The 22,168-nt window shown below is 73.0% G+C and carries 13 protein-coding genes; 2 read left to right on the top strand and 11 right to left on the bottom strand.

The genetic code is table 11. From position 1 onward, the window contains the following. Nucleotides 1–85 precede the first annotated feature (85 nt). The 3 genes from ACGF07_RS04260 to ACGF07_RS04270 all read right to left on the bottom strand — a co-directional run bounded on the left by ACGF07_RS04260 (nucleotide 86) and on the right by ACGF07_RS04270 (nucleotide 3,211). The gene (locus ACGF07_RS04260; protein WP_392895275.1) at nucleotides 86–1,012 is read right to left on the bottom strand and encodes an alpha/beta hydrolase; all 927 of its coding nucleotides are present in this window, start codon (nucleotides 1,010–1,012) and stop codon (nucleotides 86–88) included. A 109-nt stretch (nucleotides 1,013–1,121) separates the two neighbouring features. Further along, entirely contained in the window at nucleotides 1,122–2,063 is a 942-nt protein-coding gene (locus ACGF07_RS04265) for a ketoacyl-ACP synthase III family protein (RefSeq protein WP_350744106.1), read from the bottom strand. A 476-nt stretch (nucleotides 2,064–2,539) separates the two neighbouring features. Next, a complete protein-coding gene (locus ACGF07_RS04270; protein WP_392895277.1) occupies nucleotides 2,540–3,211 on the bottom strand; it encodes a TetR/AcrR family transcriptional regulator in 672 nt (223 codons plus the stop codon). A 202-nt stretch (nucleotides 3,212–3,413) separates the two neighbouring features. Between ACGF07_RS04270 and ACGF07_RS04275 the strand changes: the two genes are divergently transcribed. After that, nucleotides 3,414–4,850: an MFS transporter gene (locus tag ACGF07_RS04275; protein WP_392895280.1), complete on the top strand. Its 1,437-nt coding sequence runs from the start codon at nucleotides 3,414–3,416 to the stop codon at nucleotides 4,848–4,850. A gap of 123 nt (nucleotides 4,851–4,973) precedes the next feature. Further along, a complete protein-coding gene (locus ACGF07_RS04280) occupies nucleotides 4,974–5,576 on the top strand; it encodes a response regulator transcription factor (protein ID WP_350744109.1) in 603 nt (200 codons plus the stop codon). Between the two features lie 101 nt (nucleotides 5,577–5,677). Here ACGF07_RS04280 and ACGF07_RS04285 read toward each other — a convergent pair whose 3' ends face one another. The 8 genes from ACGF07_RS04285 to ACGF07_RS04320 all read right to left on the bottom strand — a co-directional run bounded on the left by ACGF07_RS04285 (nucleotide 5,678) and on the right by ACGF07_RS04320 (nucleotide 21,937). Continuing rightward, on the bottom strand, nucleotides 5,678–6,898 hold the full coding sequence (locus tag ACGF07_RS04285) for an ATP-grasp domain-containing protein (protein ID WP_392895282.1): 1,221 nt from the start codon (nucleotides 6,896–6,898) through the stop codon (nucleotides 5,678–5,680). Then, the gene (locus tag ACGF07_RS04290) at nucleotides 6,870–8,129 is read right to left on the bottom strand and encodes an MFS transporter (protein ID WP_392895284.1); all 1,260 of its coding nucleotides are present in this window, start codon (nucleotides 8,127–8,129) and stop codon (nucleotides 6,870–6,872) included. The genes ACGF07_RS04285 and ACGF07_RS04290 overlap by 29 nt, the downstream gene beginning before the upstream one ends. Before the next feature lie 38 nt (nucleotides 8,130–8,167). Then, nucleotides 8,168–9,190, bottom strand: a complete 1,023-nt coding sequence (sbnB, locus tag ACGF07_RS04295; RefSeq protein WP_392895287.1) for a 2,3-diaminopropionate biosynthesis protein SbnB — start codon at nucleotides 9,188–9,190, stop codon at nucleotides 8,168–8,170. Further along, on the bottom strand, nucleotides 9,187–10,176 hold the full coding sequence (gene sbnA / locus ACGF07_RS04300) for a 2,3-diaminopropionate biosynthesis protein SbnA (RefSeq protein WP_392895290.1): 990 nt from the start codon (nucleotides 10,174–10,176) through the stop codon (nucleotides 9,187–9,189). Before sbnA ends, sbnB begins: the two co-directional genes overlap by 4 nt. Further along, on the bottom strand, nucleotides 10,173–16,685 hold the full coding sequence (locus tag ACGF07_RS04305) for an amino acid adenylation domain-containing protein (protein ID WP_392895292.1): 6,513 nt from the start codon (nucleotides 16,683–16,685) through the stop codon (nucleotides 10,173–10,175). The genes sbnA and ACGF07_RS04305 overlap by 4 nt, the downstream gene beginning before the upstream one ends. A 29-nt stretch (nucleotides 16,686–16,714) precedes the next feature. Next, nucleotides 16,715–19,825 carry an amino acid adenylation domain-containing protein gene (locus ACGF07_RS04310; RefSeq protein WP_392895295.1) on the bottom strand — a complete coding sequence of 1,037 codons (3,111 nt, stop codon included), beginning with the start codon at nucleotides 19,823–19,825 and terminating at the stop codon, nucleotides 16,715–16,717. A gap of 106 nt (nucleotides 19,826–19,931) precedes the next feature. After that, nucleotides 19,932–20,885: a PDR/VanB family oxidoreductase gene (locus ACGF07_RS04315; RefSeq protein WP_392895298.1), complete on the bottom strand. Its 954-nt coding sequence runs from the start codon at nucleotides 20,883–20,885 to the stop codon at nucleotides 19,932–19,934. Between the two features lie 32 nt (nucleotides 20,886–20,917). Further along, entirely contained in the window at nucleotides 20,918–21,937 is a 1,020-nt protein-coding gene (locus tag ACGF07_RS04320; RefSeq protein ID WP_392895301.1) for a Rieske 2Fe-2S domain-containing protein, read from the bottom strand. Between the last annotated feature and the right edge of the window lie 231 nt (nucleotides 21,938–22,168).

Here is a 22,168-nt window from a genome sequence, read left to right on the forward strand (position 1 = left end):
CCAGGGCTGCCGGAGAGGGGATGCGGCCGGCGCCAGGGCTTGCCCGACCATTCCCGCCGACACGACGCGAATGGTCGGACAAGCCCTACTGCGCCGCAGGAGCCGAGGTCAGCATCCGTTCCACGGCGGCCAGCACGTTGCCCATCGCCACCGCGGCGGCCGGCAGGACGCCGGCCATGAGGAGATACCCGTGCACCAGGCCGGGAGCGGGCACGTGCTGCACCTCGACGCCGGCTCGGGCCAACCGCACCGCGAGCTCGACGCCCTCGTCGTGCAGCGGATCGAACTCGGCCGTGCCGACCACCGCAGGCGGCAGTCCGCGGTGATCGGCGCCCAGCAAGTCGACCGCCGGGTCCTTCCGGCGCGCCGGATCCGGTACGTACTGCTCGTAGTGCCAGCGCAGGTCGTCGACCTCCAGCAGGTACCCCGAACCGTAGGTGCGCGCGGACGGGAACCGCAGCTGCGGATCGGCCACCGGGTACACCAGCAGCTGCGCGGCGAACTCCACGCCGCCGTGGTCGCGGTAGTGCATCGCGATCCCCACCGCCAGCGCCCCGCCCGCGCTGTCCCCGGCGATCACGTGCCGGCGGCCCGGGAAGGTGCGGTCCGCCCAGTCGGACGCGGCGATGCCGTCCCGCAGCGGGCCGGGGTACGGATGCTCCGGCGCACGGCGGTAGTCGACGGAGACGACGACCGCGCCGAGTTCGGAGGCGAGGCGACGGCAGACCGGGTCGTGCGTGTCGACGTCACCGACGGCCCAGCCGCCCCCGTGCAGGTACGTCACCAGACGCCCCCGGTCGGTGGGCGGCAGATACGTCCGGACGCCGAACTCGCCGTCACCGCCGTCGATCAGCTGGTCCTTCGTCTCGACGCCCGCGTCCCGGGCGCCCGCGCTGAACTGGGCCGCCTGGGCGGCGTAGCGCTCGCGCTGCTGCGCCACGGTGAGCGTGCGCGCCGGTTCGGGTCGGCTGCCGGCCTGCCACTGGATCAAGGCGCGGACGAAACGGTCCATGGCCAAGAGGGCTCTCCTCGAGTCGCACCGACGGCGGATCCGGCGGTCCGGATCCGCGCGGCCGGCTGTTCAACGGGGTCGGGCTACGGCGCGAGCAGCCGTTCGGGACTCAGGCCGTGACGTCGGCGGGCAGGGTGAAGTCGGTCGTGGTCTCGGGCCACTGCGGCACCGACTCGATCTCCACCGCGGCCACGGTCACCGAGTAGCCGCCGCCGGTGCCGATCAGCAGCACGCGGTCGCCCGGGCTCACTTCCTTCTTCTCCACCAGGCGGGCCACCGCCGCGGTCAGGTCGCCCGCGCCCAAGTGCCCCGCGTAGCGCCCCCAGTTCCACAGCGTGCGTTCGGCGGGGATGTCCAGCGGCTTGAAGAACTGGGCCTCCATCAGCCCGTGCCCCATGTTGGGCAGCAGGATCCTGGCGAAGTCGTCGAGCGTGGTCCCGGTGCGGCTGAGCACCTTGGCGAGGACGCTCATCAGCGCCTCCTCGGCGCGCCGCAGCACCGACTCCGTCCCGACCTCCTCCAGGTACGACTTCTTGGGAGTGCGCAGGTTCTCGTTCTCGACCACGCCGTACGCGTTGGTGAACGGGGCGGTGCCCCGGTGCAGCGGTTCCAGGGAGCTGTCAGTGATCGACGCGATGGCCTGGATGCGGGCGAAACCGCCGGTCGTGGAGAGGACCATCGCCGTGGCGCCGTCGCCGAAGAGGATGCCGTACGAGCCCCGCCACCGGTCGAACCCGGGCGGACAGAACCGGTCCGCCGTGGTGATCAGCGCGCTCGTGCCCCGGCCGGCCTCGAGCCGGGCCATCGCCAGGTCGATCGCCGCCATTCCGCCGTTCGACATCCCCTCCAGGTTCAGGGAGAAGGCGTCGGCGACGCCCAGCTCGCGCTGGATGTACGGAGCCGAGTTCCAGTGGTGGTCGCGGCCCTGGTGGTAGATCGACGCGTGCAGGATCAGGTCGACCTGGCCGCCGACGATCTCCTCGGCCCGTTCCAGGGCCTTCCGCCCGGCGATCGCTCCCATGTCCGGGACCGAGATGTCATCCGGTGCCACCGGCAGGCAGGGTATTTTGTTGGTGGCATTGTCGTCAGCGGGGTATTGACCGGCGGCCACCGCTTCCGCTGCCGATTCCGCGGACGGAATCCAGGCCGCAGCCGACGCGATGTAGACAGGGATGTTCATGGTCCGACTCTTCTTCCGAGTTCGATGCCCGTCTGGCACGGGATTGCGGTGAGCGGTTCACGGTGAGCACGGTCACGCCCCGCGATCCGGGCCCCGGATCGCGGGGCCCGGATCGCGGAGAGGTTTCCTCGGGATGCGGTCACGCTAAAATGCCGGGCCCGGTCCCGCATAGGTGCATTCCTCATGACTTCGCCGGGTGTCCGCCCGTTTCCGGGCCCGCCGCCACCGTCGACCGAGGTTAGGCGCGGGCGGGCGAAAAGGAAATACCCACGAGAATGGGTGAAGGATCCACGGAAAGCCGCGCCCGGCGCGCGCCGTTCAACTGCCTGCGGTAGACAGTTGAACGGTCAGCTCGGCCCCGCGCCCGGGGTCCCGGAGGTGTGCGCCAGGCACTGCGCGAGCAGACCGTCGACGAAGGCGCGCAGCCCCTGCTCGAAGGTGTCCTGCCCGGCCAGGGCCGCCCACCGGCCGGCGACGGCGGCCAGGGTCGGGTGCCGCAGCGGGCCGTCGGCGTTGCCGAAGTAGGGGTTGAGGCAGGTGGGGTCCTCCTCGTCCATCTTGCGGTGGCGGGTGTGCGCGCGAACGAGGATCTCGCCGACCGTGTAGTACCAGATGCTGCGGAAGATCCGGACGGTCTGCTCCTGGGGGCATCCGGCATCGACGACCCCGGCCAGGATCGTCTCGACCAGCCAGAGGAACGAGTCGCCGAGCCGGGCGATGAACCCGTCGGTGGTGAGGACCTCCGCCGCCCAGGGCCACGCCGCCAGGCCGTCGTGGATCGCGACGGCGGCCGTGACGATCCGCTCCCGCGGCTCGCTCGGCAGCTCGGGGTGCGGGATCTGCTCCGCGTACTCGTAGATCAGCAGGAACAGCAGGTCTTCCTTGTCCCGCAGGTGCGAGTACAGGGTCGTCGTCCCGACGCCGATCTCGGAGGCCAGCCGGCGGACCGTGAGCTTCTCCCACCCGTACTCGTCGATGAGGGCGCGAGCCGCGGTCAGGATCTGTTCGCGAGAGGTCACGGGAGGGCGTCCGACAGGTCGCCGCGGTGCGTTCGTTCGCTGCATCGCCCCATCATGCCTTGCGCCGACACCCATGGTTCGCAGGGGTGTTGACCTGCACGGTCGACACCTCGCGGTCCCCGCTGCTAATTTCGGAACACGGTCGGAAACTCCATCGGCACGACCAGAAGCAGAGGGGCTGGATGCGGTGACGAGTACGCAAGTGGCAAGTGAGAACACGACGGTCGTCGCGCGCGGCGCACGACCCGGGACCACCCTCGCGGCGGTCTCCGTGGTGCAGTTCATGGTGTCGCTGGACCTGACGGTGGTGAACGTCGGACTGCCCCAGATCGCCAGCGGCCTGGGCTTCAGCCAGGTGGGTCTGACCTGGGTGATCCACGCCTACGCCCTCACCTTCGGCGGCCTGCTCCTGCTGGGCGGCAAGATCGCCGACCGTTACGGGCACAAGCGCGTGATGCTGTTCGGGCTCGGCCTGTTCGGCCTCTCCTCACTCCTCGGCGGCCTCGCGCAGGCGCCCGGTCAGTTAGTGGCCGCGCGCGCCGCACAGGGCATCGGCGCCGCGGCGCTCGCGCCGGCCGCGCTGGCGCTGCTCTCCTCGACGTTCCCCGGGGGCAAGGAGCGCGTGAAGGCCTTCGGCATCTGGAGCGCGATGAACGCCTCCGGAGGCGCCGTCGGCGTCCTGGTCGGCGGCCTGCTCACCCAGTACGCGGGCTGGCAGTGGGTCATGTACGTGAACCTGCCGATGGCCGCCCTCGCGCTGGCCCTCGCCTGGCACGGCATCGCCCCGGACGCCACGGCCGCGCGCCGCGGCCGGCCGGACGTGCTGGGTGCCGTGCTGGCCACGGCGGGCGCGGCCCTGCTCGTGTTCGGCATCGTCCGCACCGACCAGTACGCGTGGACCTCGCCGACCACCCTGCTCACGCTGGTGGTCTCCGTCGCCCTGCTCGCCGCGTTCATCCAGGTCGAGCGGACCACCAAGCGCGACCCGCTGATCCGCCTCGGTCTGTTCACCAACCGCTCGGTCGCCGGCGCCAACCTCTTCATCCTGCTGTTCGGCGGCGCCATGGCCTCGGCCCTGTACTTCGTCTCCCTCTACCTCCAGCGGGTGCTCGGCGGCAGCCCGGCCCGCGCGGGGGCCGAGTTCCTGCCGTTCATGCTGGGCGTCGTCGTCGGCTCCACCCTCGCCGTCAAGTTCGGCTACAAGTTCGCCCCCCGGAACATGCTGATCACCGGCGGCACGCTGGCCGCGCTCGGCTACGCCTGGTTCGGCCTGATGCGCTCCGACGGCTCGTTCCTGGCCGACGTCCTCGGCCCGTCCGTCCTCGCCAGCATCGGCATCGGCCTGTGCCTCGCGCCGGCCGTCTCCATCGCCACCGGAGGCGTCCAACCGCACGAGGCGGGCGCCGCCTCCGGTGTGCTCAACAGCACGCGCCAGATCGGCGCCTCGCTCGGCCTCGCCGCTCTCGGCACCGTCGCCGCGAACCGCACCGGCAGTGTGCTCACGCCCGCCACGCTCAACGACGGATACGCGCTCGGCATGCTGGTCGGCGCCGGACTCCTCGCCTGCGGCGTCCTCATCGCGCTCTTCGTCCTGCCCCGGCCCGCCCCCGCCACCGATGACGGAGCGCACAAGCCGTGACCTGACGAACCACCGGGCGACACTCCTCTCCCGGGCCCGTCTATAGACGGCGTCCAGACCTCACCCAGTCGTGATCCCCACAATGACTAGCTAGTTGTCCGAGTCACTAGTCAGGGGGACTGCATGGGAATCGATGTCCTGGTATCCGATGACCTGCATCTGTCCCGCGTCGCGCTGGCCGCACTGCTGGAGCGACGCGAGGAAGTCCGTGTCGTCGGACCCGCGGAAAGCACCTCCGCTGCGCTGCAATTCGCCGAGACGCACCGGCCCGATGTCGCGGTCATCAGCTTCGAGGGCGAGGACAGCGACGCGATCGACGTCGCCGAGAAAATCGCGAACCTGGGCTGCCGGAGCATTCTGCTCTCCACCGCGGTGACGCGTTCCCTCGTTCGTCAGGCATTCGCCGCCGGCATCTCCGGCATCGTGGAACGCAGCGTGTCACCGAGCCAGTTCGTCGAGGCCATCCACCGCGTGCACCAAGGAGAGCGGGTCTTCGACGCGGAACTGACGGTGGCGGCGCTGAGCAACAGCGACTGCCCGCTCAGCGCGCGCGAGTTCTCGGTGCTCGAACGGGTCGCCCGGGGCGACACGGTCCCCGAGATAGCGGCCCGGATGCACCTCTCGGAGGGAACGGTGCGCAACTACCTCGCATCGATGGTGGCGAAGATGGGTGCGCGCAACCGGATCGACGCGCTGCGCATTGCCCGGGAGTCGCGCTGGATCTGAGGGGGTCCGCACCGAAACGCCCGCCGCCCCGGTACCTGGCTCGGGCCAGGTACCGGGGCGGCGGGCGCAGGACGTCCTGGAGCCGGTGGCCCGGCTCCGGATCAGGGGGCGACGACCTGGAGGTGGACGCCGGCCGTCGCCTTCATGGCGCTCTCCATGGCCTCCACCGCCGTCTCGCCCAGGGCGATCGCGTAGCCCACCCGGTCCTCGGAGCTGCTCAGGTCCGAAAGGCCGTCGCCGGGCCGGCGGTCGAAGTCCCACCGCAGGACGCCGTCAGCGGGGACGAGGGCGATGCCGGTGAGGGTGCCGCAGGCGGGCGGCAACACGAAGCTGATCGCCGCCCCCGGCGCCACGGGGCCCGCGGTCAGCACCGGAGCCGTACCCAGCAAGGCCGCCACCGCACGCTCGTACTGGTCCTGGCCGGTGGCCAGTTCGACGAGTTCCGGGATGCAGTCGCCGCCGACCCGGGTGTGGGTCTCGATGACCACGGGCCCGTGCACCGGGTCCAGCCGCAGCTCGGTGTGGCTTGCGCCGTAACGGATCTCCAGCCGGTCCAGGACGCAGCGCACCGCCTCGCGCAGCCGCTCGGCGTCGCTCTCGGGCAGCGCAGCGGGGACCATGTGTCCCGTCTCCACGAAGCCGGGGCTGCCCGTGGTCTGCTTCGCGGTGATCGCCAGCACGGTGTGCCGACCTGCCGCGCTGACCGCCTCGACGCTGAACTCCGGCCCCTGCGCCATGTGTTCGGCGATGTACCGCGAGGTGCCCGGCCCTTGGGCCGCCGTCCCGTGCGCCCCGGCGGCCGCCACCTCGGCCTGCCACCGGGCCAGCTCGGCGTGCGACCGCAGCGCCGACACCCCGATGCTGCCCGCACCGTCGGCCGGTTTGACGACCCACGGGACACCGTCCGGCTCGTCCCGCACGGCGGCGGCGACCTCGTCGGCGGTGCCGGCGGCGTACCGCCAGGCGTAGGGCGTGTCCGCGAGCAGGCGGCGCATGGCCGCCTTGTCGCGGGCACGGGCCGCGGCGGCGGGGGAGACGGACGGCAGCCCGAGGTCGGTCGCGATGCGGGCGCAGACCTCCTGGGCGTACTCGGTGAAGGACAGGACCAGGCGCGGAGGACCGAGTTCGGCGATGAGGCGGTCCACCGCCGCCCGCACCGCGTCGTGGTCGGTGATGGGGCAGAAGACGACGCGCTCCGCGTGCGCCGCCACTTCGCGAGGCACCGCCACGCCCGGGGCCACCAGGACCACCGGCCGGTGGCCGTGCAGGGTGATCGCCCTGGCCCCGCCGGGGCTAGGTCCGAGCAGACACATCCAGTTCATGGTCAACTCCTTCTCCTTCGTGCGCGTCCGGTAGATCGGCGGACGATGAGCGCCCGTCCCAGGCCATGGCCAGGCCGGTGAGCAGGGCGAGGACGGCCGCGCCCCAGTACGGTGACGCCGCCGGCGACAGCAGTCCCGACCCGGAGCGGCCGACCACCAGGAAGGTCCCGAGCCACGCGCCGACCGACTCCGCGGCGCCCGAGGCCACACCCGCCAGGGCGTAGGCGGCCGGTAGGGACAGCGTCCCGCGGCGCTCGCTGATCTGGGCGTCGTAGAGCGGACTCCAGATCAGCTCGGCCAGGGTGAAGAGCACCATCGCCACGAGGACCACGCCCAGGCCGGTCGACCGGCCGAGCGCGAACAGCAGCACGGACGCGGCCAGGACCGCGCAGGCCGCGGCCCACAGAGCGCCGAAGCCGCCGCGCGGCGCGTCCAGCAACCGGCGGATCAGCCAGGACATCGGCACCTGCAGGGCCACCACCATCACGGCGTTCAGGGTGAACACCAGGCCCAGGTCGCGGGCGTCGACGGTGTCGCCCAGGTAGGCCGGCAGCACGTCGGACGTCTGGGCGTACGCCACCCAGGTACCGCACGCCAGCAGCGAGAACACCACGAACGGGCGCTGCACGCGCCACCGGCGCCCGCCGCCCCCGGCCGGTGGCACCGGACGCTCGGACCGCCGCCAGGTGCCGGGCAGCGCCGTCGCCGTCACCAGCGCCACCAGGTGGAGCGCCGCCGCCGCCAGCGGCAACCAGCCCGCGCGCCAGTGCAGGAGCTGCCCCCCGAGGGCCGGGCCGACCGCGGATCCCGCGTTGACCGCCATGTTGAGGTAGCTGAACCCCCGCAGCCGCTGGTCCGCCGGGAGGGCCGCGACGGAGGCCTTCATCGCGGTCGTCGCCATCGCCAGGAACAGGCCGACCAGCGTGGCGAGCACCAGCCAGCCGATGGCCGGAAGCCCCAGCCCCGAACCGAGTGCGACGAAGACCGCAACGGCCCCCACGTAGCCGAGGACGACCGAGGCCTTGAGCCCCAACCGGTTGATCAGCGGGACCAGCAGCACCGCACCGGCCCGGTTGGCCAGGATGGAGGAGCCCACGACGAGGCCGGCACTGCCGCCGGACAGGCCCTGGGTGTCCACCAGCCACAGCCCCAGGTAGGGCAGGAAGGAGAAGAAGCCCGCACAGCTCGTGGCCCGTGCCACCACCACCGCGGCCAGCTGCCGGGTGGCCATCGGACGTCCGGCATCGGCCGCCGCGGGCCGCTGCCCGCTCACCACCGTCGCATCTCCCCGAAGAAACCGGGCAGCGGCATCAGCCGGCCCTCCTCCAGCCCCCGCCGGTACAGCCAGTGGCCGACCGCCAGGTCGAGGACGCCGAGGCCGAACGGCGAGAACACAACGGGCCGGTCCGGGCGGCACACCACCTCGCCGCGCAGCACACCGGCCAGCGTGCCGGTGACGAACTCCCGCCCGCCGGTGAGCTGTTCGGCGAGGTGCGGGGACGTGTTGGCCTTCAGGCAGTGCTCGACGTCGTCCAGGATGTTGTCGGCCGCCAGCAGCGTCTCGGGCGCCAGGTCCCGCAACGAGATGTTCAGCACCAACTGGCCGGCCCGGAAGCGGAGGTCGGCCGGCACGTACGGGACCGGTGCCGTGGTCGCCAGGAGGACCAGGTCGCAGTCCAGGGCGGCCGCGAGGTCGCCCTCACGGGCGTCGGAACCGTACCGCTCGCGCAGGTGGCGGGTCAGGGCTCCGGCCGACACCGGGTCGAGGTCGTGGCAGCGGACCTGCTCGAGCGGGACGCCGGCCGCGTGCAGGTACTGGCAGAGCGTGCGTGCGATCACACCGCCGCCCACCACGCCGACGGTGGCGGGCCTGGCGTCGCTCAGCACGGTGCACGCCAGCGCGGCCGACGCCGCCGTGCGGGCCGCGCTGATCCCCGCCGCCTCCAACAGGGCGATCGGACGGCCGGTGTCGTAGTCGTTGAGGACCAGCACCGCCGAGGCGCGCGGCTCGCCCCTGGCGACGTTGCCCGGGAAGCTGCTGATCCACTTGATGCCCGCGACGCCGACCTCGCCGCCGAGGTACGCGGGCAGCGCGATGATGCGGGCGTCCGGCTTCTCCGGGAAACGCAGGAAGTAGCTGTCCGGGTTCACGCTCCCGCCCGTGTGGTGGGTCAGGTACGCCGCGAGCACCTGCTCGATGACGTCCTTCTCGCGGCCCTCCAGCAGCGCCTGGACATCACTGCCGCCCAGCACCGAGAACGTCGCCACCGGTGCCCCCTTGTCTGTCGTCATGCCTGTGCCTTCGCCATGTCGGTGGTTTCGATGTCGAGCAGATCCGTCACGCCGAAGCGCTCGTACACCCAGTCGTCGTCGTACACGGTGTTCAGGTAGCGGTCGCCCAGATCGGGGGAGACCGCGAGCACGGTGGCGCCCGGCGCGATCTCCTCGCGCATGGACCGCACCGCGGCCAGCACGGTGCCGGTGGAGCCGCCGAGCAGCAGACCGTAGGTCCTGGCCACGTGGCGGCACATCATGACGGTGTCCCGCTCCTCGATCAGGACCTTGTCGAAGGACCTGTCGTCGTGGAAGATCTCCGGCCGTCTGCTCGCTCCGAGCCCCGGTATCCACCGCCGCCCCGCGGGCCCGCCGAAGGTCACCGACCCCAGCGTGTCCACCGCCACGATCCGGGTGGCCGCCCCGGTGGTCCGCACGTACTCCACACAGCCCATCAGGGTGCCTCTGGTGCCCGTTCCGACGAACAGCCAGTCGGGCTGCCCGAAGCCCTGGAAGATCTCCGCGGCGGTGCCGTCCCGGTGGGCCCCGGGGTTGGCCGGGTTCGTGTACTGGTTGAGCCACACCAGCGACGGGTCCTCGGCCAGGAGACGGTGGAGCAGGCGGATCCGGGTCTGCAGGAACCCGCCGTTGGCGTCCTGCTCGGTCACGACCGTCACATGCGCGCCCATCGCCCGCATGAAGCGGATGCTGTGCTCGTTGGCGTTCGGATCGGTGATCACCATCAGGTGGAAGCCCTTGGCGGCGCACACGGAGGCCAGCGCCATGCCGAGGTTCCCGGAGGTCGACTCGATCAGCCGAGCCCCCCGCTTGAGCACGCCGTCGGCCTCGGCGTTCTCCACCATCGCCCGGGCCACCTTGAGCTTGATGGACCCGGCCGGGTTGAGTCCCTCCAGTTTCAGGTGGGTCGAGAACTCCCCGACGAAATCGGGCAGTTCGAGGAAGGCGTGGGGCGCGCCCAGCTCGTAGGCAGCCTGCGCCCTCACCGTCGGACCGCCTTGCGGACCTGCTCGGCCAGGAAGTCCGGCCGGGTCGAGTTGAGGTGGTGACCGCCGTGGCCGACGATGCTCAGGTCGAGCTCGCGGGTCAGCCGGGCCCAGCGGTGCACGTGCTGTTCGTGGTCCCGGGTGAGCGGGTCGTCCGCGGCGAGCAGCAGCGACAGCGGGCAGTCCAGCGCGCTGCCCGCCGGCAGCGCCAGCAGCCGTGTCCAGGAGCGGGCCGCGGCGGCCGAGTCCCGCCGGAAGTCCCGGGCGATCCGGCGCAGTGCGGCCGCCGGCAGCCCGGCCGTGTCCAGGCCGGTGTACTGCCCGAGCCACTGCCACACCTCCTCGTCGCCACGGCGCAGCGATTCCTCCGGGTCGTAATCCGCAGGGTCGTCGGAGCGGGGCAGGGACGCCACCACGAAGACGTGTGCGGGCTCCTGGCCCCGGCGGCGCAGCGCGAACGCGGTGTCCACGGCCGGCGCGGCGCCCGCCGAATGACCCAGCAGCACGAGCGGTCCCTCGGCCCGGTCGGCCACCGCGGCGGCCAAGTCCCGCACGTCGGCGCCGTCGGCGAGGGCGTGGCCGAAGTCGGCGGCCAGCACCCGCACCGGCGCCCCCGCCTCGTGCAGTGCCCTGGTGAAGGCGAGATAGCTGGCGGCCGTGCCTCCCGCGAAGGGGAAGCAGACGACCGTGGCCAGGGGGCCGGAGGTCGCCAGCCCGGCGATCGCGGTCAGATCGGTGAGCGGGTCGACGCCACGACCCGCAGCCGACCCGTCCCCGGCCCGCTCGGCGGCCGCGCCCGGAGCCGTCCGGGCGGCCAGCGCGGCCAGCGCCCGCGGCGTCGGATGGTCCACCACGTCCCGCAGGGACACCCCGGGCAGCCTGGCCGCGAGCCGCATCGCGGCCAGCGAGTGGCCGCCGAGGTCGAAGAAGCCGGCGGTGGCCGAGACGGTGTCCGCGGGCACGCCCAGGATCTCGCCGAACGCCGCGACCATCGCGGACTCGGCGGCGTTCGCCGGGGGTTCGATCACCTCCCGGTGGCGGTCGGTGAGGGGGCGGCGGCTCAGTGCGGCGCGGTCGACCTTCCCGTTGCGGGTCACCGGGAAGCTCTCCAACCGTTCGAAGACGTCCGGCACCATGTACCGGGGGAGCGTGCGCGCGAGCGCCGCGGACAGCGCTGCGGGCGACGGCTCGGCCGTGCCCGTGTACCAGGCGGCGAGCCGGTCCCGGCCGCCGTCCCGGCGCACCAGGGCAACGGCGTGGTCCACGCCGGGCACCGCGGCCAGCGCCCCCTCGACCTCGCTCAGCTCGATCCGGAAGCCCCGCAGCTTCGTCTGGTGGTCGCGGCGGCCGGCGCAGTCGAGGACCCCGCCGGGCAGCCAGCGTCCGATGTCACCGGTGCGGTAGAGCCGTCCGGACACCGACGGGAGCGTGTCCAGGGTGTTGGGTACGAACGCCCGCGCGGTGCGCTCCGGGTCGTTCAGGTACCCGAGCCCCACGCCCGTCCCCGTCACCAGGATCTCGCCGTAGGTGCCGAACGGGACGGGCCGGCCGCTCGAGTCGACGATGTGGATGTTGGTGTTGGCGATGGGGCGGCCCACCGGCAGGCGTTCGCCGGCCGCCGGGCCCGTCAGCACGTGGTGGGTGACGTCGTCGGAGGTCTCGGTCGGCCCGTACGCGTTGACCATCGGCACGTCGTAGCGCTCGAACCAGCCGTGGCTCAGGGCGGGCGGGAAGGCTTCACCGGTCACCAGGTTCCAGCGCAGGGCCGGCAGCGCACGCGGACGGTCGGCGAGTTCGCCGAGCAACGCGTCCAGGAACGAGGGCACCACCTCCAGCACGCTGACGCGCTCCTCCTCCAGGGCCCGGGCGAACGCGGGCAGGTCGGTGACGAGTTCGGCGTCGAGGACGACCGTGGTCCCGCCCACCAGCCAGGCCGCCAGCAGCTGCCACACGGAGATGTCGAAGCACTGGGTGGCCACTTGCGCCACGACGTCCTCGGCCGTCATCCCCAGGGCGTCGACCTTGGCGAGCAGGTGGTTGAGCATGCCCTCGTGGTGGATCAGCGCGCCCTTGGGCTCGCCGGTCGAACCGGACGTGAAGATCAGGTAGGCCGGATCGGCCGGAGCCGCAGCGGCGCCGGGCGCGCGGTCCCCGGACGGCTCGGCCATCAACTCCTCGTAGCAGAGCACCGCGGGGCCCTCGCCGTCACCGGCCAGCCGTTTCGCCAGCGCCTCCCGGTGCCGGGCGCCGGTGAGGACGTGCCGGCTCGCGGAGCGGGCCAGCATGGCGCGCAGCCGGGCGGGCGGATCGGCCGGCTCCTGCGGCAGGTACACCGCGCCGAGCCGCAGCACGGCCAGGACGCTCACCGCCCACTCGAGGCCGCGGTCCATCGGGGTGGCGACCACGTCACCCGCCCGGACCCCCGCCGCGTGCAACCGGTCGGCGAGGTGGGCGGACGCGGTGTCCAGCTCCCGGTAGGTCAACGTGCTGCTCCGGTGGCGTACGGCGATCCCGTCGGGCCGGGTCGCGACCTGGGCCGCGAACAGCCCGAGCGTCCCGCCCTTCGGCAGCTCCCGCACCGGGCCCGCCAGGCCCGTGGTGAGCAGCTCCAGCTCCTCCTCGCCCATCAGGGTCACCTCACGGACCCCGGACTCGGGCCGGGCGGTCAGCAGCTCCAGGGCGCGCCGGTAGTAGCCGGCGATCCGCTCGATCTGCTCGGCCGGGAAGACGTCGCGGTAGTAGTGCAGCGACAGCGCGACCTCGCCGCTGAAGGCGTCCTGCCAGAACTCGGCGCGGAAGGGGAACTCGGTCTCGCTGGCGACCTGGCTGCGCACCAGACGCAGCCCGTGGTCGCGGCGCAGGTCGTCGAGCAGGTGGAAGTGCGTGAAGTTGAAGACGGCCTCGAACAAGGGCTCCTGGACCTGCCGCACGCGCTTCATCTCACCCATCGGGTAGCGCCGGTGCGGCAGCAGTTCGGTCTCCGTGCGGTACACCTCGCGCACCAGGTCGGCCCAGCTTCCGTCGCCGATGCGGACCCGGAACGGCACCGTGTTGAGGAACAGGCCCGCGATCCGGTCACCGCCGACGACCTCCGGCCGGCCGCTGTGCTCGTAGCCGGTCAGCACGTCGCCGGAGCCGGTGACGAAGGCGAGCACGGCCACGTGCGCCGCCATCAGGACCGACTTCACCGGGACGTTCAGCCGCTCGGCGACGCGCTCGACGGCGGCCGGGACCGGGGCCGCCAGCGGGACGTCGTGCATGACCACGCCGGGGGCCTGCGCGGGGGCCGCGGCGTCGAAGGGGTACCGGGGCAGCCGGACCCCGTCGTGGTCGTCGAGGACGCCCTGCCAGAACTCACGGCTGTCCGCCGACGCCACCGCGGCGCGCTCAAGGCGCACGAAGCGCTCGTAGTCGGAGCCGAGCGGGGCGAATCCGGGCTCCCGGCCCGCGCGCAGGGCCAGATAGGCGGCGAACAGGTCGTGGTGGACCACGGTGACGCTCCAGCCGTCCAGCGCCGCCGCGTGGTAGCTGAGGCTGTACTGGTAGCCGCGCTCGCCCAGCAGGTGCAGCCGGACGCGCACCAGGCCGCCCTCCTCCGGGCGGAAACCGCGGGCCAGCTCACGGTCGTAGAAGCCGGCCAGCTCCCGTTCCTGCGCGGCCTCGTCCAACTCGGACAGGTCCGTCACCTCGACGAGGTCCGGCGCATCGGCGTGGACGATCTGCAGCGGCTCGCTGTAGCCGGACACGTGCAGCGAGCTGCGCAGCATCGGATGACGGGCGGCGACCGCGGCCGCGGCCGCGCGGAAGGCGTCCAGCACGAGGGGCTCGCCGACGCGGTAGCTCACCACGTCGTGGTAGAGCCCGGGCCGGTGCCCGGTCAGCTCCACCTCGTACAGCAGACCGGCCTGGAGCGCGGACAGCGGGTAGGCGGCCACGGCGTCCGGCGGCAGCAGGAGCTCGTCCTCGCGGGTCAGCGCGCTCGCCTCCGCCGCCACCTCGCCCCGGGGCGCGCCCTGGCGCACGAGCGGCTCCAGGGCGGCCAGCGTGGGATGGGCGAACAGGTCCTGGAAGGTGAAGTCGAGACCGCTGTGCTGCGCCTCGGCCAGCACCCGCACGATCTTGATCGAATCACCGCCCAGGGCGAAGAAGTTGTCCTCCATCCCGATGGTCGCCACGCCCAGCACCCGGGCCCAGATCTCCGCGAGCCGGACCGCGACCGGGCTCGTCGGTGCGGGGCCCGAGGCGCCGGTGGTGGGCCGCGGGGGCGGCGGGAAGGCCTTGACGTCGCGCTTGCCGTTGTGGGTGGTGGGGATGGCGGGCAGGGCGACGACGAACTGCGGGACCATGTAGGCGGGCAGCTCGGCCGCCAGCCGCTCGCGCACCGCCGCCTCGTCGTAGCCCGGGCCGGGCACCACGTACGCGCACAGGCTGCGGTCCCCGCCGTCGTCGAGGGCGAGGACGGCACAGGCGGCGACACCGGGGGTGGACTCGGCGACGTGCTCGATCTCCGTCGTCTCGATGCGGTAGCCGCGGATCTTCACCTGGGTGTCGATCCGACCCAGGTACTCCAGCGTCCCGTCCGGCAACCAGCGGGCCAGGTCGCCGGTGCGGTAGCCGCGCCCGCCCGGGAGTTCGGGGTCCTCGACGAACCGCTCGGCGGTGAGCTCCGGCGCGTTCAGGTACCCGCGGGCCAGACCCGCCCCGCCGATGCACAGCTCGCCCGGGGTGCCGACCGGGGCGGTGGTGCCGGCCCGGGTGCGCACCCTGAGGACGATGTTGTCGATCGGCCGCCCCAGCGGGACGCCGGCCCGGGGGTCGAGGTCCGCGCACGGGAAGTGCGTGACGTCGACGGCGGCCTCGGTCGGGCCGTACAGGTTGACGAGCTCGGTGCCCGACGGGCCGGTCAACAGCTCCGCGAAGCGGACGGCATGAGCCGTGCCCAGGGCCTCGCCGCTGGCGAACACCCGTCGCAGCGAGGCCAGCGCGCCGGCGTCGCGCTCCACGTACTGCAGGAACACCTGGAGCATCGACGGCACGAAGTGCATGACGGTGGCGCGGTGCTCGGCGATCCGGGAGACCAGCGCCGCGGGGTCCTTCTCCGCACCCGAGGCAAGGGTGCACACCGATGCCCCGGCGAGCGTCCACCAGAAGATCTCCCAGACGGACACGTCGAAGGTGAACGGCGTCTTGTGCAGGACCACGTCGTCGGGCGTCAGCGGGTAGGCCCGCTGCATCCACACCAGCCGGTTGACGACGGCCCGGTGTTCCAGCATGACGCCCTTGGGGCGGCCGGTGGAGCCGGAGGTGTAGATGACGTAGCACAGGTCGTCGGGTCCCGCGCCGCCTTCGGGTGCCGGGGCGACGCCGTCGAGCAGGCCCGGCTCGCTCACGTCGAGGAAGGTCCGGGTGGCCGGCAGCACGTCCCGCGTCGCGCCGTCGCCGACCACGATGCCCGTGCGGCTGTGCTCCAGCATGTACGCGATGCGGTTGGCCGGCAGGGTCGGGTCGATCGGAAGGTAGGCGCCGCCCGCCTTGAGGATCGCGTAGATCGCGGTGAGGGTGAGCGGTGAGCGCGCGAGGCACACGCCGACGACCGCGCCGGGGCCGACGCCGGCGGCGCGCAGCCGGTGCGCGAGCTGGTTGGCGCGCCGGTCCAGTTCCGCGTAGGTGGTGCCGTCGTCGCGGATCGCGACGGCCTGCGGGGTCCGGGCGGCCTGTCGCTCCAGGAAGCGGTGGAGCGGGACATCGTCGGGGAAGTCGCGAGCGGTGGCGTTGAATCCGGCGATGGCGGCGCGCTCGGCGGGGAAGGCGTCCAGGAGGTCGCCCATCGGAGCGTCCGGGGCGCGGGTGACCGCGTCGAGCAGGTGGACGCAGGCGTCGGCCAGCCGCCGCGCGGTGTCGCCGGTGAACAGGTCGGCGCGGTAGCGCAGCACGAGGTGCGGCTGCGCGTCGCGCAGCCGAACGTCGGCGTGGACGGCGCACCCGGCGTCCGCCGCCCGCGCCGCGGAGAGCTCCCCGTCGACGCCGGCCGCGAGGTCGGTGGGCAGGTGCCCCTCGGAGCGCATCAGGTGCGTCACGGGCACGTCCAGGTGCGCGGTCGCCTCCTGGTAGGCGGAGCGGGCCGCGGCGAGCAGCTCGCGCCCCGTGGTCCGCCTGGTGACGCTCAGCCCGAGCGGGAAGGCGACGTCCGGTGCGCCGGGGGAGTGCCGGTGCGAGGTCACCACCTGCACCTGCTCGGTGTCGGTGGCGCGCGCGCCGAGCACCGCCACGACGGCCGTGACCAGCACCTGGCCCAGGGCGGGCCGGTCCTTGACCAGGGCGCGGCAGCGAGCTGCGCAGTCCGCGGCCAGCGGCACCGCGACCTGGTCGTGGGAGGGCTCGCCCGGGTGCGCCAGGAAGTCGCGGGGCAGGACGGTGGGCTGCTCCCAGCCGGCCAGGAGCGAGGTCCAGTACGCGGTCTGCTCCGGGAAGGCATGGGTGTCTCGGCTGAGCTGGAACGCGGTGCTCATGGTCTCTTTCGTGTCCACGTCGGCGGCCCTCACAGGTCGAAGTCCGGCAGGTCGGCGGCCGGTGTCGTGCGGCTCGCCCGGATCACGGGGACCGCGGGATCGTCGAGCAGCTCGGCCACGGCCTCCCGATAGGCGTCGAGCAGCCATTGCGCGGATGCCCGGTCGTAGAGGTCGGTCGCGTACTCCAGGTCGAGCCTCAGCGCGTCGGGCCGCAGGTAGGCCTGGAGGTTGAGGTCGAAGCGTGTGGTCCCCGGGTTGACCAGTTCGGTGCGGGCGGTGAGCGTGCCCCGGCGCACCACGTGGAAGTCGATGTCCTGGAGCGCGAACAGCACGTCGAACAGCGGGTTGCGCCCCGGTTCGGGCAGCAGCCCGAGCCGCTGTGCCAGTTGGGGGAACGGGGGACCCTGGTGGGTGAGCGCCTCCCGGGCCAGCCGGTCCGCCTGCGCCACGAGGTCGCCCAGGGTCACCGGGCCGTCGTCCAGCCGCACGCGCAGGCAGGCCGTGTTCACGAACATGCCGACCATCGAGTCGAGATCGGGATGGACCCGCCCGCTGGTGGGAGTGCCGACGGTGAAGTCGCGCCGCCCGGAGATCCGGGCCAGCGTCGCGGCCCACGCGGCGAACAGCACCCCGAACGCGGTCGTGCGGTGCCGGCGTGCCGCCGCGCGGATGTCGGCGCAGCGCTCGGCCTCCAGCACGGCGCTGACCACCGCTCCCCGGGTGGCCCGCACCGGCCCGCGCGGGTGGTCCACCGGCAGCACCGGCGCCGTGGGCACCTGCGCCAACTGCCGCAGCCAGTAGTCCTCGTCCGCCGAGTCGGCCCCGTCGGCGGCCCGGTCGTGGGCCCACCACGCCGCCGCGCGGTAGTCCGCGGCCCGCTCGGGAAGCGGCTCGCCCGCGTAGGCGGCCAGCAGTTCCTCGGCCAGGATCCGGAGCGAGACCCCGTCGAAGACCACGTGGTGGGTGTCGAGGTGGAGGTCGTGCCGGTCCGGGCCGGGCGCGCGCACCAGCAGCGCACGCAGCAGGGGAGCGCCGTCGGGCCGGTGAGGCCGGAAGGGACGCACGAAGCGGGCGACGGCCCGCTCATCGGGTGCGGGCAGGTACGTGAACTCCGGTGCGGTGGGCGGGGCCGGCTCCTGGCGGACCCCGTCGGACCCGACGGTGAACTGCATCCGCAGTGCCTCGTGCCGGGCCACCAGGGTGACCAGTGCCGCTCGGAGGCGTTCCGGGTCCACCGGCCCGGTCAGCTCCAGGCGCACCGGGATGTTGTACACCAACGACTCCGGATCGGCCTGCCAGATCGCGAACAGCCCCTGCTGCTGGGGGTGGAGGGGGGCCGCACCCGGCGCCGGGCGGGGCAATCCCGGCGCCGGGGCGGAGTCGGTGGCCGCCAGGGTGTGGGCCATCCCGGCGAGCGAAGGCGCGGCGACCGCCTCGGCGTACCGGACCGTGACGCCCTCCCGGGCGAGCCGGCCGATGAGGACGCCGAGGAGGAGCGAGTTGCCGCCGAGCTCGAAGAAGTCCGCCTGCGGGCCGATGTCCTCGGCGGCGACGCCGAGGACATCGGCCCACAGCCCGGCCAGGCGGGCCTGTGCGGGCGTGAGCGCGTGGCCCTCGCGCCGCGGCGTGGGCGCGGGGGAGGCCGATGGCAGGCGGTGCCGGTCGACCTTGCCGTTCGGCGCCAGGGGCAGCCGCTCCAGCATCACGAAGCGGTCCGGGCACAGGTACGCGGGCAGCCGCTCGCGCAGCGCGCGCCGCAGCGCCGCGCTGTCGAGGCCCGGCGCCACCACGTAGGCGGCCAGCGAGCGCTCCTCGCCCGGCTCGCCGATGACGCTGGTGTACGCGTCGCTCACGCCTTCCAGCGCCTGGAGCGCCGCGTTGACCTCGGTGAGCTCCACGAGATGGCCGTGGATCTTGACCTGGTCGTCCTGGCGGCCGTGGAAGTGCAGCAGCCCGTCCTCGTCGGCGCGCACCAGGTCGCCGGTGCGGTAGTGGCGCTCGCCGTCCAGCAGGACGAACTTGCGCGCCGTCAGCTCGGGCTCGCCCAGGTAGCCGCGCGCCACCCCGGCGCCGGCCGTGTACAGCTCGCCGACGGTTCCGGCGGGTACCGGGCGGCCCTGCTCGTCGCAGACCCGCACGCTCGTGCCGGGAACGGGCCGGCCGATCGGCAGCGGGCCGTCGGTGTGCCCGGGGACGGGGAAGACCGTGGTGAAGGCACTGTTCTCGGTGGGGCCGTAGCAGTTGACGACGGTGAGCGAGGGGTTGGTCTCGCGGACCTGGCGCACATGGGCGGGGGAGACGACGTCACCACCGGTCAGCAGGGTGGCCAGCGAGGCGAAGGCCGCCGGGTCCTCCTGGGCCATGCGGTGGAACAGCGGGGCGGTGACGAAGGCCATGGTCACGCCCTGCTCCCGGATCGCCTGCGCGAAGCGCCCCGGGACGACGGCCGTCTCGTGGTCCACGACGTGCAGCGACGCGCCGTTCAGCAAGGCGCCCCAGATCTCGAACGTCGCCGCGTCGAAGGCGAGCGACGCGGCCTGGAGCATCCGCTGGGCCGGGGACAGGTCCAGGTAGCCGATGTCCTTGACCAGGCGCAGGACGCCGCGGTGTTCGACCATCACTCCCTTGGGGCGGCCGGTGCTGCCCGAGGTGAACATCACGTAGGCCAGCGGGGACTGCCCGGCCCCGGGCGCCTCGTGGGGCGCCGCCGGCTCGTCCGCCGCCCCGCCGAGGCTCAGCAGCTCCTCGAGTCCGCAGGTGCGCGCGGGCTCGGGCACGGTGAACCGCTCGCGCACCGTCTCCGGGCACACCACCAGGCGCAGCTCGGCCTGCTCGGTGATCTGGCGGACGCGGTGCGCGGGGTAGGCGGGATCGATCGGCACGTACGCACCGCCCGCCAGGACGACGGCGAGCAGGGCCACGATCGAGTCGGCCGAGCGGTCGAAGGCGAGGCCGACCAGGGTCTCGCGCCGCACGCCGAGCCGGCGCAGCCCGGCGGCGACGCCGGCCGCCCGGTCGTACAGCTCCTGGTAGGTCAGCACGCGGGAGCCCGCGACCAGGGCGGTGGCCGACGGGCGGGCCCGGACCTGTTCGAGGAAGGCGTCCTCGATGAGGCCGTCCCAGGACGGGGGGTGCGTCATCGGTGTTCTCCAGGTGCGACCGGGGGCGGCGGGCCCCACGGGGTGTGACGGACGTGGGAAGTCAGCGGTCCGGAGACCTCCGGGACCTCCGGGACCCCGGGGGGCCTCAGAGGTCGAGGACCAGGCGCGGGCTGCGGGAGCGCGAGACGCAGATCAGCATCAGGTCGCCGGCGGCGCGCTCCTCCTCGGTCAGGAGGCTGTCGCGGTGCTCCACCGCGCCCTCCAGGACGGTGGTCTCGCAGGTCCCGCAGGTGCCCTCCTCGCACGAGGCGAGCACCGCCACCCCCGCCTCGCGCAGCGCCGCGAGCACCGAGGTCCCGGCGGGCACGGGGACCGACCTGCCGCTGCGCTTGAGCACGGCCTCGAAGCCGGTGTCCGTCCCCCTGGGGCCGGCGGTGGACGGCGCGGCGGCGAACCGCTCGGTGTGCAGCGTCAGTTCGGGCCGACCGGCGCAGCGCTCCCGCACCGCGTCGAGCAGCGGCTCGGGCCCGCAGCAGTAGACCCGCCCGCCGGCCGGAACCCGGGACAGCGGCCCGTCGAGGTCGAGCAGCCCGAACTCGTCCTGCGGGACGATCCTGACGCGGTCGCCGTAGCCGGCCAGTTCGGGCAGGAACGCCATGGACGTCCTGGTCCGGCCCCCGTAGAGCAGCCGCCAACGGCTTCCGCTGCGTTCGGCCTCGGCGAGCATCGGCAGCAACGGGGTGATGCCGATGCCGCCCGCGATGAACAGCAGGTCGTCGGCGGGCAGCAGCGGGAAGCGGTTGCGCGGGCCGACGGCGCGCAGGCGTGTGTGCACCGCGAGCTCGTCGTGCACCTCGATCGACCCGCCGCGCCCGTTCGGCTCGCGCAGGACGGCGATGTGCCAGCTTCCGGCCCGGTCGGCGGGGCCGCACAGCGAGAACTGCCGTACGAGCCCCGACGGCAGGACCAGGTCGATGTGCGCCCCGGGGGCCCAGGCGGGCAGCGCGCCGCCGTCGGGCGCCACCAGCTCCAGGCCCAGCACGCCCTGCGCGAGTTCGGTCCGCTCACGGACCAGGACCTCCAGCGTGTCGGGAGCCATGTCTTCCGCCCTTCGGGGGTCGGTCCGGACGGTTACTGGTTGATCTTGCGCAGCATCGCGCGGGCGGCCAGGCCGCCGGCGTCGATCTCGACGCTCAGCTCCTGGGTCCCCGGCGGCTCGCTGGCCACGACCTGCTCGAGGACGGTCAGGGCATCCAGGTCCTGCTGGACCACTTCCTGGTTCATCGTCAGCAGCGCGTGGCTGACGGCCTCGTCGTCCAGTGCGAAGTCGCGGACCACGGCCCAGAAGTCCCAGGTGCTGTTCTCGGTCTCCGGGGTGAGCCCGTGAAGGATCTTCACGTGGGCGCCGCCCTCGTCCCCGTTCGGGCCGACCGGCGTGCCGTGCGGCGCGACCCGCACGTTGTTCACCCAGAACGCGGGCGGCTGGAACGCCACGTCCTGCCAGCGGTCGATCGGCGTGGTGTAGCCGGTGGTCTTCTCATAGAAGGGCGGGCACTCCACGGCTTCCATGTGGCGCGAGAAGGTGACCCGGTTCCGCACGTCGTCGACCCGGGTGGTGAAGGGCGTGCGGGCGATCTCCGGCGTCCCGATCAGGCCGGCGTGCAGGTACGTCTCGTGGGACAGGTCCATGAGGTTGTCCATCAGGAGGCTGTACCGGAACGGCGAGTGCGCCATGTCCTCGACCGACGCCCAGTTCGGGTCGTCCAGCCAGTGGGCGTCCGGCACCAGGGCCGGGTCCGCCTTGCTCTGGTCGCCGATCCAGACCCAGATCCACCTGTCCCGCTCCACCACCTGGTAGGCGGGTACCCGGGCGGTGCGCGGGATGCGGTCCTGACCCGGCACGAAGGTGCAGGCCCCGGAGCAGTCGAAGACGAAGCCGTGGTAGCCGCACTCGATGGAGTCGTCCTCGAGCCGGCCGAGCGAGAGCGGGTAGCGGCGGTGCACACAGCGGTCCGCGAGGGCCACGGGCCGGCCGTCGCGGCGGCGGTAGAACACGATCGGTTCGCCGCAGATCGTCCGGCTGAGGAGCTCCCTGCCCACTTCCTTGCTCCATGCAGCGACATACCAATAGTTCTGCGGAAAAGCACTCATTGAGCTCTCCTGTAGATATCTGTGGGAGTCGCGCGCAATTCGTTGCCGAAACGATGGCCGGCAGAGCCCGCTCGCGAGCGGCGGACGCGTTGCCGTGACCCGCCCGCCGGCGAAGGGGACCGTTGGTGCAGCGCGATTCGACAAGGCTCAACGATACGTTCGTCGAACGCCGTGTCAATCTCGATCCGGCACTCAACTCGTCGCCGCGAATGGTCCCTTGACATGACAGGA

This window comes from Kitasatospora sp. NPDC048194 (assembly GCF_043202455.1).
GTDB lineage: Bacteria > Actinomycetota > Actinomycetes > Streptomycetales > Streptomycetaceae > Kitasatospora.